Origin of the sequence: Larkinella sp. (assembly GCF_965227735.1) — a bacterium.
Classification (GTDB): Bacteria; Bacteroidota; Bacteroidia; order Cytophagales; family Spirosomataceae; genus Larkinella.
Genome location: NZ_OZ245776.1, coordinates 4,939,508 through 4,955,091, shown reverse-complemented (window position 1 = coordinate 4,955,091; position 15,584 = coordinate 4,939,508). Strand labels below are relative to the sequence as shown.

12 protein-coding genes are annotated in these 15,584 nt (G+C 53.7%); 9 read left to right on the top strand and 3 right to left on the bottom strand.

Going from position 1 to position 15,584, the window contains the following annotated elements; all coding sequences use genetic code 11:
- The first annotated feature begins 94 nt into the window (after nucleotides 1–94).
- Genes ACO064_RS19300 through ACO064_RS19290 form a run of 3 tightly spaced genes read left to right on the top strand, consistent with a single transcriptional unit; the run spans nucleotide 95 to nucleotide 5,003 of the window.
- Nucleotides 95–3,322, top strand: coding sequence for an efflux RND transporter permease subunit (locus ACO064_RS19300; protein WP_421828866.1), 3,228 nt, complete (start codon nucleotides 95–97; stop codon nucleotides 3,320–3,322).
- A complete protein-coding gene (locus ACO064_RS19295; protein ID WP_421828865.1) occupies nucleotides 3,319–4,461 on the top strand; it encodes an efflux RND transporter periplasmic adaptor subunit in 1,143 nt (380 codons plus the stop codon). Before ACO064_RS19300 ends, ACO064_RS19295 begins: the two co-directional genes overlap by 4 nt.
- The gene (locus ACO064_RS19290; protein ID WP_421828864.1) at nucleotides 4,458–5,003 is read left to right on the top strand and encodes a hypothetical protein; all 546 of its coding nucleotides are present in this window, start codon (nucleotides 4,458–4,460) and stop codon (nucleotides 5,001–5,003) included. Before ACO064_RS19295 ends, ACO064_RS19290 begins: the two co-directional genes overlap by 4 nt.
- 16 nt (nucleotides 5,004–5,019) lie before the next feature.
- On the opposite strand, the gene ACO064_RS19285 is transcribed toward ACO064_RS19290, so the two are convergent.
- The gene (locus tag ACO064_RS19285; RefSeq protein WP_421828863.1) at nucleotides 5,020–5,412 is read right to left on the bottom strand and encodes a VOC family protein; all 393 of its coding nucleotides are present in this window, start codon (nucleotides 5,410–5,412) and stop codon (nucleotides 5,020–5,022) included.
- Between the two features lie 161 nt (nucleotides 5,413–5,573).
- Between ACO064_RS19285 and ACO064_RS19280 the strand changes: the two genes are divergently transcribed.
- From ACO064_RS19280 to ACO064_RS19260, 5 genes are all read left to right on the top strand, one after another.
- Nucleotides 5,574–9,011: a ThuA domain-containing protein gene (locus ACO064_RS19280; protein ID WP_421828862.1), complete on the top strand. Its 3,438-nt coding sequence runs from the start codon at nucleotides 5,574–5,576 to the stop codon at nucleotides 9,009–9,011.
- Between the two features lie 234 nt (nucleotides 9,012–9,245).
- Nucleotides 9,246–9,857 carry an RNA polymerase sigma factor gene (locus ACO064_RS19275; protein WP_421828861.1) on the top strand — a complete coding sequence of 204 codons (612 nt, stop codon included), beginning with the start codon at nucleotides 9,246–9,248 and terminating at the stop codon, nucleotides 9,855–9,857.
- Nucleotides 9,858–10,169: 312 nt separating this feature from the next.
- Nucleotides 10,170–10,847 carry a response regulator transcription factor gene (locus ACO064_RS19270; RefSeq protein WP_114405517.1) on the top strand — a complete coding sequence of 226 codons (678 nt, stop codon included), beginning with the start codon at nucleotides 10,170–10,172 and terminating at the stop codon, nucleotides 10,845–10,847.
- A 309-nt stretch (nucleotides 10,848–11,156) separates the two neighbouring features.
- Nucleotides 11,157–11,357: a hypothetical protein gene (locus ACO064_RS19265; RefSeq protein WP_421828860.1), complete on the top strand. Its 201-nt coding sequence runs from the start codon at nucleotides 11,157–11,159 to the stop codon at nucleotides 11,355–11,357.
- A gap of 6 nt (nucleotides 11,358–11,363) precedes the next feature.
- Nucleotides 11,364–12,740, top strand: coding sequence for a sensor histidine kinase (locus ACO064_RS19260; protein ID WP_421828859.1), 1,377 nt, complete (start codon nucleotides 11,364–11,366; stop codon nucleotides 12,738–12,740).
- A 38-nt stretch (nucleotides 12,741–12,778) separates the two neighbouring features.
- Here ACO064_RS19260 and ACO064_RS19255 read toward each other — a convergent pair whose 3' ends face one another.
- Complete coding sequence (locus ACO064_RS19255; protein ID WP_421828858.1) at nucleotides 12,779–13,450, bottom strand: NAD-dependent epimerase/dehydratase family protein; 672 nt, start codon at nucleotides 13,448–13,450, stop codon at nucleotides 12,779–12,781.
- Nucleotides 13,447–14,031, bottom strand: coding sequence for a TetR/AcrR family transcriptional regulator (locus ACO064_RS19250; RefSeq protein WP_421828857.1), 585 nt, complete (start codon nucleotides 14,029–14,031; stop codon nucleotides 13,447–13,449). Before ACO064_RS19250 ends, ACO064_RS19255 begins: the two co-directional genes overlap by 4 nt.
- Nucleotides 14,032–14,485: 454 nt before the next feature.
- Between ACO064_RS19250 and ACO064_RS19245 the strand changes: the two genes are divergently transcribed.
- Nucleotides 14,486–15,532, top strand: a complete 1,047-nt coding sequence (locus ACO064_RS19245; RefSeq protein ID WP_421828856.1) for an Atu2307/SP_0267 family LLM class monooxygenase — start codon at nucleotides 14,486–14,488, stop codon at nucleotides 15,530–15,532.
- The last annotated feature ends 52 nt before the right edge of the window (nucleotides 15,533–15,584 follow it).

Here is a 15,584-nt window from a genome sequence, read left to right as displayed (position 1 = left end):
CTGACGCGTGCTTCTTGCCCGTTTATACAGAGCGTTAGCAGGAATGCGTCAGCCCACCGTAAACCGAATACCGTAGACCGAAAACCGCAAAACTATGTATCAACTCATTCGTTCCGCGTTGCGGAAACCCATTTCGGTGGTGGTATTGGTGCTCGGCCTCCTGTTTTTTTCGGTGATGTCGCTGTTTACCATTCCCGTCGATATTTTCCCCAATCTGGATTTGCCGACGATTTACGTGGTCCAGCCCTACGGCGGCATGGCCCCCGACCAGATGGACGGTTTTATCGCCACCCGCTACCAGGATCACTTTCTGTATGTTTCCGGGATTCGCGACATCGACGTAAAAACCATTCAGGGCTTGTCGCTGATCAAATTATCGTTTTATCCGGGAACCGACATGGCCCAGGCGGCTGCCGAGGTGGCCAACAACGTGTCGCGCGCCAAAGCCTACATGCCGGAGGGAACCGTGCCGCCCCAGGTCGTGCGGTTCGACGCCAGCTCGGTGCCGGTGGGGCAACTGGTTTTTGAAAGTCCGAGCCGGTCGCTCAACGAAATTCAGGATTACGCGTCGTCGCGGGTGCGGCCGATGTTCTCACGGATTCCGGGCGTTTCCAGCCCTCCGCCGTTCGGGGGAAACCAGCGGACGGTGATCGTGAAAGTGAATCCGGCGCTGGTGCGGAGTTATCAGCTCACGCCGGAAGAAGTGATCAAGTCGATTGTGACCAACAACCAGCCGTCTCCCGCCGGAAACATTCGGATTGGCGAAAAAACGCTGATGACGCCGGTTAACTCACTGGTCAAGAAACCCGAAGACTTCCTGAACATTCCGATCCGGGTGGGTTCGGGACCGACGGTTTTTGTGCGGGATATTGCCACGGTGGAAGATGGGGCCGACGTCACGGTGAGTTACGCGCTGGTCAACGGTCGCCGGGCGGTGTATATTCCGGTGGTGAAAAAATCGGATGCGTCGACGCTCGACGTCGTGAACAACATTCGAAAGTCCCTGCCTGAACTGCGGGCCGCGGTGCCGGAAGATGTGAAGATTTCCTACGAATTCGACCAGTCGGTTTACGTCACCAACGCCCTGAAAAGCCTCGTTACGGAAGGAATTCTGGGGGCGGTTTTGACCGGTTTGATGGTGTTGCTTTTCCTCCGCGACTGGCGGAGTGTCATTATCGTGGTGGTCACCATCCCGATCTCGATTCTGTCGGCGGTGATTATGCTCAATCTGTGCGGACAAACCATCAACATCATGACGCTCTCGGGGCTGGCGCTGGCCATCGGGATTCTGGTGGATCAGGCCACGGTGACGATTGAGAATATTCACCAGCATCTCGAAATGGGTCGGCCCAAAGCCGTTGCGATCTGGGATGCCTGTAAAGAAATCGTTTTCCCGGAATTCCTGATTCTGCTGGCGATTCTGGCGGTTTTTGCCCCGGCTTTTGTGATGAGTGGCGTCCCGCGCTCGATGTTCCTGCCGCTGTCGCTGTCGGTTGGTTTTGCCATGATTGCGTCGTTTCTGCTCTCGCAAACGTTCGTACCGGTTCTGGCCAACTGGTTGCTGAAAAGCCATCCGGCGCACGAACCGGCCACGCTGGCACTCGATGCTGAAGAACGTCATACGATGCTGGAAGAAGGTGCGCATCCGGTCAAAAATGCCACTGGTTTCGACAAATTCAAACAACGGTACTCGACCTGGCTCGAAAAAATCCTGAACCGTCGGGGCTTGGTCGTAGGCGGTTATCTGGCGGGTAGTCTGGCCATTATCGTCGTGTGTTTTATGGTCATCGGAACGGATATTCTGCCGCACGGCAACAGCCACCAGTTTCAGATGCGCCTGCGGATTCCCGACGGAACGCGGGTGGAACGCACCGAAACCGCTACGCTGAAAGTGCTGGACATTATCAAAGAAGCCGTCGGTGCCGACAACGTGGAAATTTCGTCGGCCTACGTCGGCACGGTTCCGTCGAGTTACGGGACGTCCAACATTTTTGTGTTCAACAGCGGCCCGCACGAAGCGGTTTTACAGGTGTCGCTGAAGGAGGATCATCCCGTGAAGATGGATAACCTGAAGGAAGAACTTCGGGAGCGAATTGCGAAGGCATTGCCAACAGCCAATATCTCGTTTGAACCGATTGAGCTGACCGAGAAAATCATGAGTCAGGGCGCATCGACACCGATTGAGGTGACCGTGGCTGCCAAAGACCTGAGCGAAGCCGGGCGGTTTGCCAACAAGATTCGGACGGAGATGACGAAGATCGACTTTTTGCGTGATGTGCAAATTGCGCAACCCCTCGCCTATCCGGTTTTGAACGTGACGCTGAACCGCGAACGGGCCGGTCAACTGGGCGTGACATCCACGCAGGTAGCCCGGTCGATGGTCGCGGCCACCTCGTCCAGCCGTTTTACCGACAAAAACCTCTGGCTCGATGAGTCGAAAGGGCTGGCCTACCAGGTGCAGGTGCAGATTCCGGAATACAAAATGAGCAGCGCCAGCGACATCGGGAATATTCCGTTGAAAAGTGGCGAAATGCATCCGCTGCTGTCGGATGTCGCGACGTTCTCGGAAGGAACTGCCCCCGGTGAATACGACCGCGCCGGACCCAACCGGCTGGTGACGATCACGGCCAATTTGCAAAACAAAGACCTCGGTTCGGCGCAGAAAGCCGTTGAACTGGCCATCAAAAACGCGGGCGACCCGCCCCGGGGTGTTCTGGTCGAAATGGGTGGACAAACCAGCCTGCTGACCGATACATTGAGCAGTTTGCAAACCGGGCTGCTGGTCGCGATTGTCATTATTTTCTTACTCCTGGCCGCTAACTATCAATCCTTCAAGCTCTCACTGGTCATTCTGGCGGCTATTCCGGCCGTGGTGGCCGGGGCACTGCTGATGCTGCTGGCCTGCGGGGCCACACTCAACCTGCAATCGTATATGGGCCTGATCATGTCGGTGGGCGTGTCGGTGGCCAACGCCATTCTGATGGTGACCAACGCGGAAAATTTACGGCTGGAAATAGGCGACACCCGCAAAGCCGTCGTGCTGGCGGCCAACAGCCGGATTCGCCCGATTCTGATGACCAGCATTGCCATGATTGCCGGGATGGTGCCGATGGCGTCCGGGATGGGCGAGGGTGGTGACCAGATTGCTCCGCTCGGTCAGGCCGTTATCGGCGGTTTGATTGCCTCCACGCTGGCGGCTCTGCTGATTCTGCCGTGTGTTTTCACCCAGTTCCAGACCAATGCTTCGGTTCAGTCTGTCTCCCTCGATCCGGAAGATCCGGAAAGCAAATTTTATAATCAACCCCTGAGTACCGTCGTATGAAACCGTTGTTAAAACTTGTTTGGCCCGTCGTCGCGGCTGCCGGAATGGCGGCCTGTACGTCGGCGGCCAGTGAAGAAAAAAAAACCGCTAAAGCACCTGACGTACAAAAGGTTGCCACATCAGAAGTGCAAACGATGCGGCCCAGTCAGGCGGTTACCCTGCCTGGCGAACTGAAGCCCTGGAACCGCGTCAGCCTCTACGCCAAAGTGAAAGGGTTTATCCGCGATGTGCGCGTGGATCGCGGTTCGCCGGTTCGGAAAGGCCAGGTGCTGGCCGTGCTCGATGCGCCGGAGGTTTTGTCGGAACTGAGCACCGCGCAGGCCCAACTCCAGGCGCAGGAAGCCGCGTTGCAGGAACAAATCGCCCGGTTCCGCGCCAGTCGGCTGACCTACAACCGCTTGCTGCAGACCAGCAAGGTCGAAGGAGCGGTTTCGCTGCACGAACTCGATCAGGCGCAGGCCCGGATGCTGGCCGACAGCGCGACGGTGGCCGTTGCCACCGGAAATATTCAGGTGGGCCGCTCCAATTACCAGACCAGGAAAGAACTGCGGCAATACCTGACCATCACCGCGCCGTTCGACGGTGTGATTACCGAACGGAACGTGAGCGCCGGGGCGCTGGTTGGCGCGGGCGACAGCAATTCCAAACCGTTGTTTGTGCTAGAAGACAGCCGGACGCTGCGGTTAACGGTGGCCATTCCCGAAACGTTTGCGAATCAGTTGGCTGCCAAAAGTGCGGTTACGTTTACGGTTAATGCCATTCCCGAACAGCAATTTAACGCCAAACTGGCCCGGAGTGCCCAGAGCCTGGTGGAAGCCAACCGGTCGATGCTGGCCGAATTTGACTTCGACAACAAGGCCAACCAACTGAAATCAGGGATGTATGCTGAGGTGAAGATGCCGATGGAACGGACGGCTCCTACGTTGTTTGTGCCGAAAACCGCCGTGGTCAGTTCCAGCGAAAAAACGTTCGTGATTCGGGTGCGCGATAACAAGGCGCAGTGGGTTTCGGTCGAAAAAGGCAACACGCTCGACAGCCTGGTCGAAGTGTTCGGCGGACTGCGGGCCGGAGAACCCGTTGTTAAAATTGCTTCGGAAGAAATTCGCGATGGTCAGGCCATAAACACTTCTCAGCAATGATGCGGTACTGGATTTTGCTGGGGGCGGTTTTGCTGTTGGTCCAGGGTTGTGCTACCCACCGGACGCATTACCAACTGGTGTATCGCAACGACCGGGGCGGCTACCAGGTTCAGAACCCGGATCTGCGGGCGGTGAAGGTGCAGTGGCACCCGTATACGGTGCAGGTAACGACGGATTCGGGACAGAGAAAAACCGTAGCCACCGAGCAGCTTTGGGGCTATAAGCAGACAGACGGAACCTTGTACCGGCTGTATCTCGGCAACATCTACGAGGTGGTGCAGGAAAAAACGCTGACGCTCTACCGCCAGTCTGAATTTGGGGAAGGGGCCACGGAACATTATTTTTTTAGCGTTACGCCCGACGAACCGGTGTTGTCGCTGAACCGCCATAATCTGGAAGTGGCCTTTGCCAAATATCCCTGTATGCAGGAGCTGATCCAGCAAACGCCCGCCCGAAACTGGCTCAAAACCGATCACAAAAGCTACCGGTTAATCGAGAGCTACGAACATTGTTATACCCCTGTCAGGGTCTCCGACCGCTGACAGGGTGCTCCGAGTGTCAATCCTCTTCATAAAACTCCAAGGGTAACCCATCCGGATCGCTGAAAAACGTAAACCGTCGCCCGGTATGCGCATCGGTCCGGATGGGTTCGACGTCAATCCCTGCGGTTTCAAGGGCGGTTTTAGCGACTTCCACATCCGACACCGCAAACGCCAGATGCCGCAACCCCAGAGCTTCGGGCCGGGATGGCCGCGCGGGCGGATTCGGAAATGAAAACAGTTCGATGATGTACTGGCCGTTTAGTTCCAGATCCAGTTTATACGAATCGCGTTCGGCGCGGTACACTTCCCGAATGATTTTTAATCCCAATATCTCCGTGTAAAAATGCTTCGACCGCTCGTAATCCGAGCAAATGATGGCGATGTGGTGAACGCTTTTGAGGTGTAGCATGGCAATTTTTGATGCTCAGAGGGAATAATAGCACTATTTTTTAGAACTATAAAGCAGATTGTTCGACAAATCTGCTTTATAGTCTGCAAACCCGGGAGACCAGCCACAGGGGTTTGCGCAAAAAAACCAACCTCCTAAGCCCTGTGTTTATGTCAGTACTCATGAGAATCAGTTCCTGTGTCATCATTGGCCTTACTTTTTTATTGCATGCCAGCATGACTGTCCGGGTGGCCGACCCGGTTCATGTGCTGGTATTTTCCAAAACCAAAGGCTGGAAACACACCTCCATTCCGTTCGGGATTGCAGCCATTCAGAAACTGGGAAAGGAGAATGATTTTTTGGTGGATACCACAAAAAATGCCGCCGTGTTTACGGACGAAAACCTGAAAAAATACGCCACGGTGATCTTCAACAACACCACGGGCAACGTCCTGAATGGTGAGCAACAGGCGGCTTTTGAACGCTACATCCAGGCCGGTGGTGGCTACGTCGGCATCCACGCGGCCGCCGATACGGAATACGACTGGCCCTGGTACGGCAAGCTGATGGGCGCGCATTTTGCCAGCCATCCCCACAATTCCAACGTCCGCAAAGCGACCGTCGATGTTACCGACAAAAAACATGTTTCTACGACGACCTTACCGGATCATTGGGATCGCACCGACGAATGGTACAATTACCGCTCGTTTTATTCGGGCATCAACGTGCTGGCGAACCTGGATGAAAACTCGTACGAGGGTGGCACCAACGGCGCCAATCACCCGATTAGCTGGTACCATGAATTTGATGGCGGGCGGGCTTTTTATACCGGAAATGGCCACACCGACGAAAGTTACAGCGAACCATTGTTTCTCAAACACCTGTTGGGCGGCATCCAATACGCCATCGGAAAGGCCAAACCGCTCGATTATAAAAAAGCCTACGCTAACGTGACGCCGGAGCAAAACCGCTTCGTGAAAACCGTTCTGGTCAATGACCTGGCTTCGCCGATGGAACTGGCGGTTGCCCCCGACGGACGTGTGTTTTTCTCCGAAATTCAGGGAAACCTGTCGGTCTATGACCCGAAAACACGGAAAAACGCACTGGTTCACAAATTTCCGATTACCTACGTGGGCGGAACCGGACTCATCGGTGTGACGGTTGACCCGAATTTTGCCAAAAATGGGCACATTTACGTCTATTATACCCCCGCCGGGCAAACCGAAGAACCGATCAATTTTCAGCTTTCCCGGTTTACGGTTACTACCAGCAACACCCTCGATCTGAAGTCAGAGAAGATTCTGCTGACGGTACCGGTGGAGAAAAACAGTGGTTCGCACCACGGCGGCTCGCTGGCCTGGGACAAAGACGGCAACCTCTATCTATCGACCGGCGACAGTTCCAGCCCGTTTCCGTCCGACGGCTATTCGCCGATGGACGAACGGCCCGGCAAGGAATTTTACAGTCTGGACGCCCAACGGTCGGCAGCCAACACGAATGATCTGAAAGGAAAAGTACTGCGAATTCATCCCCAACCCGACGGTACGTATACGATTCCAGACGGCAATTTATTCCCGAAAGGAACAGCAAAAACCCGGCCCGAAATCTACACGATGGGCTGCCGGAATCCGTACCGCATCGCTGTTAATCCGAAAACGTCGGTGTTGTACTGGGGCGAAATTGGCCCCGATGCGGGCAAGGAAGGCGTGCAGGGACCACGTGGCTACGACGAATTCAATCAGGCGAAAAAAGCCGGTTACTTCGGCTGGCCCTATTTCGTCGGTAACAATTATCCGTACGTCAAGTGGGATTTTGCGACCAAAACCGCCGGTCCGAAATTCGATCCGGCGGCTCCCGTCAACAACTCGCCCAACAATACCGGGTTGAACCAACTACCGCCCGCGACGCCCCCGATCATCTGGTATCCCTACGCGGCTTCGACCGAATTTCCGGAATTGGGCCTCGGCGGTCGCAGCGCGATGGCGGGTAAATTTTACACCTTCGACAGGAACTCGAAGTCTGCCAATAAATTCCCCGCGTATTACGACGGCAAGCTGTTTGTTTTCGACTGGATGCGCAACTGGGTGCTGGCGCTAACGTTCGATGAAAACGAAAACTACGTGCGCAGTGAACCGTTTATGGCGTCCAACGGCGATTTTCGACGCCCGATCGATCTGGATTTCGGGCCGAATGGTGTGATGTATATGCTGGAATACGGTTCGGTTTACGGGGCTGACAACGAAGATGCCCGTCTGGTAAAGATTGAATACAACACCGGGAACCGCCCGCCACTGGCGCAGGCCAGCGTGCAGGACACAGCCGTGGAAAACCACCTCGACCGCACGGTTTTTCTGACGTCCGAACGCCGGAATTTTCCGATTCTGCGCGAAGCCGCCGGGGCTGCTCCGTTGCGGGTGTCCTTCGTAAGCCGGGGTTCACGCGATCTGGATGATGATGATGACGTGAAATACGAGTGGCTGTTCGATGGCAAAAAAGTGGGAGCCACCACGCCGAACGCGACCAACACCTACGCCAAACCTGGTGTTTACAAAGCCATTCTGAAAGTCACCGACCGGGCCGGGCTGGTGGGCCGGGATACGGTTATCGTTAAAGTAGGCAACACCAAACCAGCGGTAACCATTGCCAGCACCGACAACCAATCCTTTTTCTGGGAAGGCAAACCGTTTACGTATACGGTAAAAGTGCAGGATCGAGAGGACGGGAAAGTCGACCCGAAGCGCGTCAAGGTGCTGTATGCCTACAACCCGCAACCCAGCACTGCCGATCCGAACGCGCCGAAATCGCCGACTTCCGTGCTGGTGAGCAATCCGCCGGGCAAAATGCTGATGGATGCCAGCGACTGCAAAGCCTGTCACACGATTGATAAAGTATCGGTGGGGCCGTCGCTGCTGGCGGTGGCGCAAAAGTATAAAACCCAAACCGGGGCGCTGGAACAACTGGCGACCAAAATCATCAACGGCGGTGGTGGAAACTGGGGAACCGTGCACGTCATGAGCGCTCACCCGCAGATTTCGGTAACCGATGCGCAGGAAATGGTGCGTTACATCTTCTCCCTGACCGACAAACCGAGGGCTCAGAAAACCGTGCCGCTGCAAGGTTCACTGATCCTGAACGACCACCAGAAAGAGGAGCTACGGGGACAATATACGCTGCTGGCTTCGTATACCGATAAGGGTGGGAACGTGGTCGGTCCACTGACCGGCATCGACGCCGTCACGCTGCGAAATGCGAAAGTTCGGGCGGTGTATACCGATGCGCAGGTGGGTTTCCCCCGATTTGGCGTCAACCTGTCGCAGGGCGGCCATAAGGCGTATCTTCTCCTGAAAAACATTGACTTAACCCACATTAACCAGTTTACCTACGAGTATGCCTCGCTGGATCAGCCGGGCGAAATTCAGGTGCGGATCGACTCGCAGGCCGGACCGGTGATCAGCACGACGGCCTACCAACCAACCGGGGCCTGGAACACGACCAAGGAAGTTACCGGTTCGATCAGCAAACCGGTAACGGGCAAACACGACGTCTACTTTTTTGCCATCAAGAGAACCAAACCCAACGATTCGATTCTGAAATTTGTTACGATTCAGTTTCAAGAATGAATTAACGGTTTTCAGTATACGGTTTACGGTATTCGGTGGCTAACGCATTCATAAGCGCGCGTTAGCCACCGAATACCGTAAACCGTATACTGAAAACCGTAAACCATTCTGCGCAATTTTATTCTGACAACCTGGCATTTAAACGGTTTTTACTTGTATAAATCGCAAATCGTCCATTTTTTATTTATGTATTAACGATTAATGCTGTTATTTTACCTTTGAATTGCACAAGGTATGTTGGACCACCGACAGCGCATAATCGAGGAAAACGACTATTTACTGGAACTCTGGCATCGTTCGAAGGCCGGAGATAAGGCGGCTTTTTGCCAATTGGCCGAGTCGCAATACCGGGCCCTGTTTAGTTATGCGGCCAATTTTACGGAGGATCGTGAGTTTATTAAGGATTCGATTCAGGAAATCTTTATCACGATCTGGGAGAAACGTCAGGTGCTCACGATTCAGTACGTGGCGATTTACCTGTTCAAATCGCTCCGCAACCAGTTGATGCAGGAATTCCGGCGGAATAAAAACGCGGTTGCGGCTCCGTCCTTTCAGGAAATCAGCCAACTGTCTGACTGGGAAACGGTTGAAACCGCCATTGAGAAAAATGAGGCCGATTCGGAAAACCAGCGCAAAGTTCGTCAGGCCATCGAATCGCTCCCGAAACGGCAGCAGGAAGTGGTTTTTCTGAAGTTTTACAAAGGCCTGGAAAATGAGCAGATCGCGGAATTGATGGAAATCAACCGCCAATCCGTAGCCAATTTGCTCTATAAAGCATTGACGTCGCTCAAGAGTCAGATTTCCTTTTTTAAGTACTGGCTGCTGGTGATGTGTCTGCTCCAGTAAAGCGGACAAAAAATAGCCACTGAACTCCTTTCCAGTGGCTATCCGGGAATTATAGACAAACCTAAAAACGCTTTGAACGATAAAAACCGGTATTCGGGTCGAACAGGATCGGGTTTGTATCGTCATTTTTTTGACCTCTGCCCGCAAAATAACCGGTGCATTCTTAGAGCGAGGTTAAGAACTGCTTAGAATCTGCTTAGTGAGCCGGGACCGGATGCCGCTTTCCCCTCCAGCGCGGTTCATGAAATGAAAGGGGTACGATAACAATCCGATTCAGCGATGGTTAGGTAGTCAGAACCTGACCTTTTGTATATGAAAATTTTAGTGGTTGAGGATGAGCCCAAAACCCTGAATGCCATTCGGCAGGGTCTGGAAGAAACGCAGTTTGAAGTAGACATTGCCTACGACGGCCTGATTGCCAAGCGATTGGCTTTAAAAAATTCGTATGCCGTCATCATTACCGACGTTATCATTCCGGGTTTGAACGGTTTTGAATTGATTCGGCAGTTGCGGGCGCAGGGCGTTACGACGCCCATTCTGCTGCTAACGGCTCTGGGCGAAAGCAGTGATAAAGTGATGGGTTTCGATGCCGGAACGGATCAGTATCTGACCAAACCGTTTCAGTTTGCCGAGTTGCTCGCGCGGGTCCGATCTCTGACCAAGCGCAGTACGCAGGTCGCCATGACGGCCCAGACGCTCCGGTTTTCGGGTATTGAAATGAACCTGGATGCCAAAACCGTTCGTCGCGATGGTCAGGTGATCGACCTCACCGCCCGGGAGTTTGCCCTGCTCGAATACCTGCTGCGCAACCAGGGGCGGGTGATGTCGAAAGTGGATATTGCCGAACGGGTCTGGGATTTGAATTTTGATGCGGGAACGAACGTCGTGGAGGTGTATATCAATTATTTACGCAAGAAAATCGACAAAGATTTTCCTAAGAAACTTATCCATACGCAATTTGGGATGGGGTATGTGCTCAAAGAAGAATAGAGTCTTCGGTTGGGCGACCGGTTTTCTAACAAGCTGTTTTGAGTTAACCAGGGAGAGCCCTGGAAGGGCGGTCTGTCAATAGTCCACAGCCGATAGCAACTCGTGGTAGCTCCGGAGGAGCGGCCTGAAGATGTTTTTAGACCGCTCCTCCGGAGCTACCACGAGCTGATGGATCCTATTAACTATCGACAGGACAGGCCTCCGGCCTTAATTCAAATAACTTCTAAGGAAATTCTAAGCAGTTATTTAATCCTGCTTAAGATCTTCGCTCCAGTTTTGTCGTTAAGAAGTGTTTTCCCAGCACGTGATATGACTTCTAACTTGCGATACAACCACACCTACGGAACGGATTCGAGTCCTTTGACGGGACACCGAGACAGTTCACCTCCCGCCGGATCGAACAACCGCGAACCACGACAGCCCGACTGGCTGATGATCCTGATGGTGAGCCTGTTTGTGTTGACGATGCTCATTGCCTGGCTGGTCGACATTCCGGCTTTACTCCGGTAGTGTTTTATGACCATCCGCACCCGCCTGACACTCCGTTTTACGGGCCTGGTTTCGGCCATTCTGGCCCTCGCTTTTGCCTGTCTCTACGCGTTTTGCTGGTATTTTATCTCGTCCGATTTCTACCGGCGGCTCGACCGAAAAGCCGACACCATTGGCGAATTGCTCATTCGGCAGCAAATGGGTCCTCAGCTCCTGATTCAATTTACCCGACTGCGAAAAGATCAGCTTCCGGCGCAGAAAATAGCGGTCTATGACGGTCGGAACAGTCCGGTTTTCATCACCAATGAGCAGGTTCCGCTGGCTGTCTCGACCCAGGTGCTGGACGCCATTCGGGCGAAAAAAAACAAGAAATTCCGGCAGGGAGCGGCTTACGTAACCGGCGTTCGCTACGCCACCACCTCGGGCCAGTATGTGGTGCTGGCCAGCGCCGAAAACCGCTATGGCGACCAGTTTCTACGCCAGATGCTGGTCGTTTTGGTCGGATTGTTCGGTGGCATTGTCGGGATTGTCGCCTTTTCGGGCTGGCTCTACGCGGGCGACGCACTCCGGCCCATGAAGCGCATGGAACAGCAACTGAACCACATTTTTCCGAATACGTTGCAGGAACGGCTGCCGGTCAGTACGGACAATGACGAAATCAGCCGCCTGTCGACCACCATCAACCGCCTGCTCGACCGCATCGACGATTCATTTCGGCTGCAACGGATGTTTGTGGCCAATGTTTCGCACGAACTAAAGAATCCGCTGACCCAGATCAGCTCCCAACTGGAAGTGGCGTTGCTCAACCGCCGGGAGTCGGCGGTGTATGAAGAAACGATCCGGTCGGTGCTGGACGATGTGGGCGAGCTGTCAACATTGACGCGGGAATTGCTGCAGCTTTCGCAGGTCAACCAGGCGTCGGCGGTCGGCTTGCTGACGGATTCGGTGCGCCTGGACGAAGTGGTGTGGGACATTCGGGAGGAAGTCAGCAACATCCATTCCCGCTACGACGTAACGGTTCGTTTTGACGAATTACCGGACGATTTCAACCAGTTGGCCGTGCCGGGCAATACCGCCCTGCTGCGAACGGCCCTGAAAAATCTGACCGAAAATGCCTGCAAATTTTCCAGCGACGGCAAAGCCGTGATCCACGTCCGTTTCACCAAAACCGCCGTTCTGATCAGCGTACAGAACAATGGCACACCCATTCCCGCCGATGATTTGCCGTATATTTTCGAACCTTTCTACCGAAGTCGACAAACCGCCGAAGTCAGGGGCAACGGCGTCGGTCTGTCACTGGTGGAACGCATCGTCCGGCTGCATCAGGGCCGGGTGTCCGTCACCTCCGGCGAAGGCCAGCCCACGGTTTTTCAACTGGAACTAGTCCGTCAGTTTACTTCCTGAAAACGAACGGATTACTTTTCACATCCGCTTGCCAGTCTCTACCGTTTTGCCAGTTCAATAATATCTTTCCCCTCCAGAATCTGTTTTTCGTAGCCTTTGCTGACGGTATGGATCATGGCCAGCCCCAACTCCCGTAAGGTGCAAAAACCGCCGGGATACAACGCCCGGCCAATGGGAAACAGCCAGCGAATATACCGGTACATTTTCAGCGTATTTTTCAGTCCTTTGGTCGGTTTGATAAAACCCGGCCGGACGTTAAATACCTGCTTAAAAGGCAGTTTCAGCAAATCATTCTCGGTTTTCCCTTTGACCCGCGCCCACATCGAACGGCCTTTCTCCGTGCTGTCCGTGCCGGCTCCCGAAATGTAACAAAACGTCATGTCCGGGTTCAGTTTGCTCAAAACCGTCGCCACGTTCAGCGTGAGCGTGTGGGTTACTTTGTAATACTCCGGTTCGCTCATGCCAACCGACGAGACGCCCAGACAGAAAAAACACGCGTTATAACCAGACAAACGGTTTTCAATCGCCGACAGGTCGTAAAAATCCGCATGAATGATTTCTGTCAATTTGGGATGGGAGATTCCGGACGGTTTTCGGTTGATGATCAACACCGCTTCCACCTCCGGATGCAGCAGGCATTCGTGCAAAACGCCTTCGCCTAACATGCCGGTCGTACCGGTAATAATGGCTCTGATTCCGTTCGTTTTCATGGTTTTTCGGGGTTTGCGATCATCGTCCAGGTGAGTTCAAAAACGTCGTTGATATGGTTTTGCTGGTTTTCAGCGGGTACGGTTTGGGCAGTGAGATACTGAAAGAGTCCATTGATCTGGTTTATCGAAAGCATCATGAGCAAGTCTGGCGGCAACGGTTTCAACACCTTCGCGTCATGGGCCTCCTGAAACAGGTTTCGGTGCTTTTCAGATTGCTTCCGAATCGCCTCGTCCGGAACCAGGCCCAGATGCGGTGAGAAATGAAACTGCTGGATGAAGTAAAAAGCGTCCCGGTTTTCCAGCGCCCATTCCAGCGAATGCCGAAACAGGTTCCTGAATTTTTCCTTCACGTCGCCGGTTTCGTTGACCTTTTCTGCCAAATACTGATTCAGTTCTTCCTTGATGGCCGTATACAGAGCCACTACCAGCTCGTCTTTCGTCTTGAAATAATGGAAAAGTGTTCCGTTGGAAACCCCGGCTTCGCTGGCGATTTTGCTCGTGGGCGTGCCGTGAAAACCGTAGGCAACGAAGAGTTTCAACGCGATTGCCAGTATTTTTTCGGGTTTATCCAGTTTGCTCATCTTTTGGATTGACTAATCGCTCTATGAATATACGCAAAATAAGTAGGTTACGACGGAATTCCACAAAAATGTGGTAAATGGAAAACTGTAACGCAGTGGATTCCATAAATGAACTATTGGCGGTTTTTAAAAGTACTACTAACAACGCGCGCGTACTATGAGATTATTGGACGCGTAGCGGACTGATGTTTGTAGCAAAAGGAATCACCTGGTCCTTCCCACGTGCCTTTAGGTACGCAATCTCCTGGACCTGTTGCGTACCTAAAGGCACGCGGGAGGGACCAGGTGATTCCTTTTGCTACAAACATATCGTACCTATGGCACGTAATTAACTCACAATCAAGTAGTAAGTCTCATAATTTGTGTTAATAACAAAACGGAACTGCTTCTGAATTCAACAAACCGGTTTGGGGCGGTCTGCTTTTTACGACGTATACTTTTTAACTGAATAATCATGGAATTAGGTATTAGCAGTTTTGGCGAAGTTCTGCCCGATGGCGTGGCCGGAAAAGCCGTCAACGCCCACCAGCGGATGCAGCAATTGCTGGAAGAAATTAAACTCGCCGACGAAGTGGGGCTGGACGTCTTTGCCCTCGGCGAACACCACCGGCCGGATTTTATGGTTTCGGCCCCGGAGGTCATTCTGGCAGCCGCAGCCTCTCTCACGAAAAATATCCGGCTGTCGAGTTCCGTCACGGTTTTGAGTTCCGCCGATCCGGTTCGGGTGTTCCAGAATTTCGCTTCGCTGGATCTCATTTCTAACGGCCGGGCCGAGATCATGGCCGGGCGCGGTTCGTTCATCGAATCCTTCCCACTGTTTGGCTACGACCTGAAGGATTACGACGAGTTGTTTACCGAAAAACTGGATCTGCTGGTGGCGATTAATAAAAGCGAAATCGTGAACTGGCAGGGCAAACACCGGGCCGCCATCCGCAACCTGGGCGTTTACCCCCGTCCGTATCAGGAATCGCTCCCGATCTGGCTGGCCGTTGGTGGAACACCCGCATCCGCCGTTCGGGCGGGTACGATGAACCTGCCCATGACGCTGGCGATGCTGGGCGGCTCGCCCGACCGGTTTGTGCCGTTTGTGAATTTGTTCCGGCAGTCGGCGCAAAAAGCCGGTCACGACGTTGCGAAGTTGCCGCTGGCGATCAACTCCCATTTTTACCTGGCCGACAATTCACAACAGGCGTCGGACGAACTCTTTCCGTCGTACGAACAGATGATGAACCGCATTGGGCGTGAACGGGGCTGGTCGCCCATTGGGCGGGAGCATTTTGAGTACATGCGCCAGTCCGGGCCGCTGCTGGTGGGCAGTCCGCAGCAAGCCATCGACAAGATTCTGCATTTTCACGAATTGTTCCAGAACACGCGCTATCTGGCCCAACTCATTGGCAGCCATCAGCTTCCACACAGCAAAGTGCTTCGCGCGATCGAATTGTTCGGAACCAAAGTGGCCCCAGCCGTTCGGAAAGCCTTGCAAACGGCCGAGCCGGTTTAATTTCGGTATACGGTTTTCAGTTTGCGGTGGGCTGACGCGTCATTCCAAATGC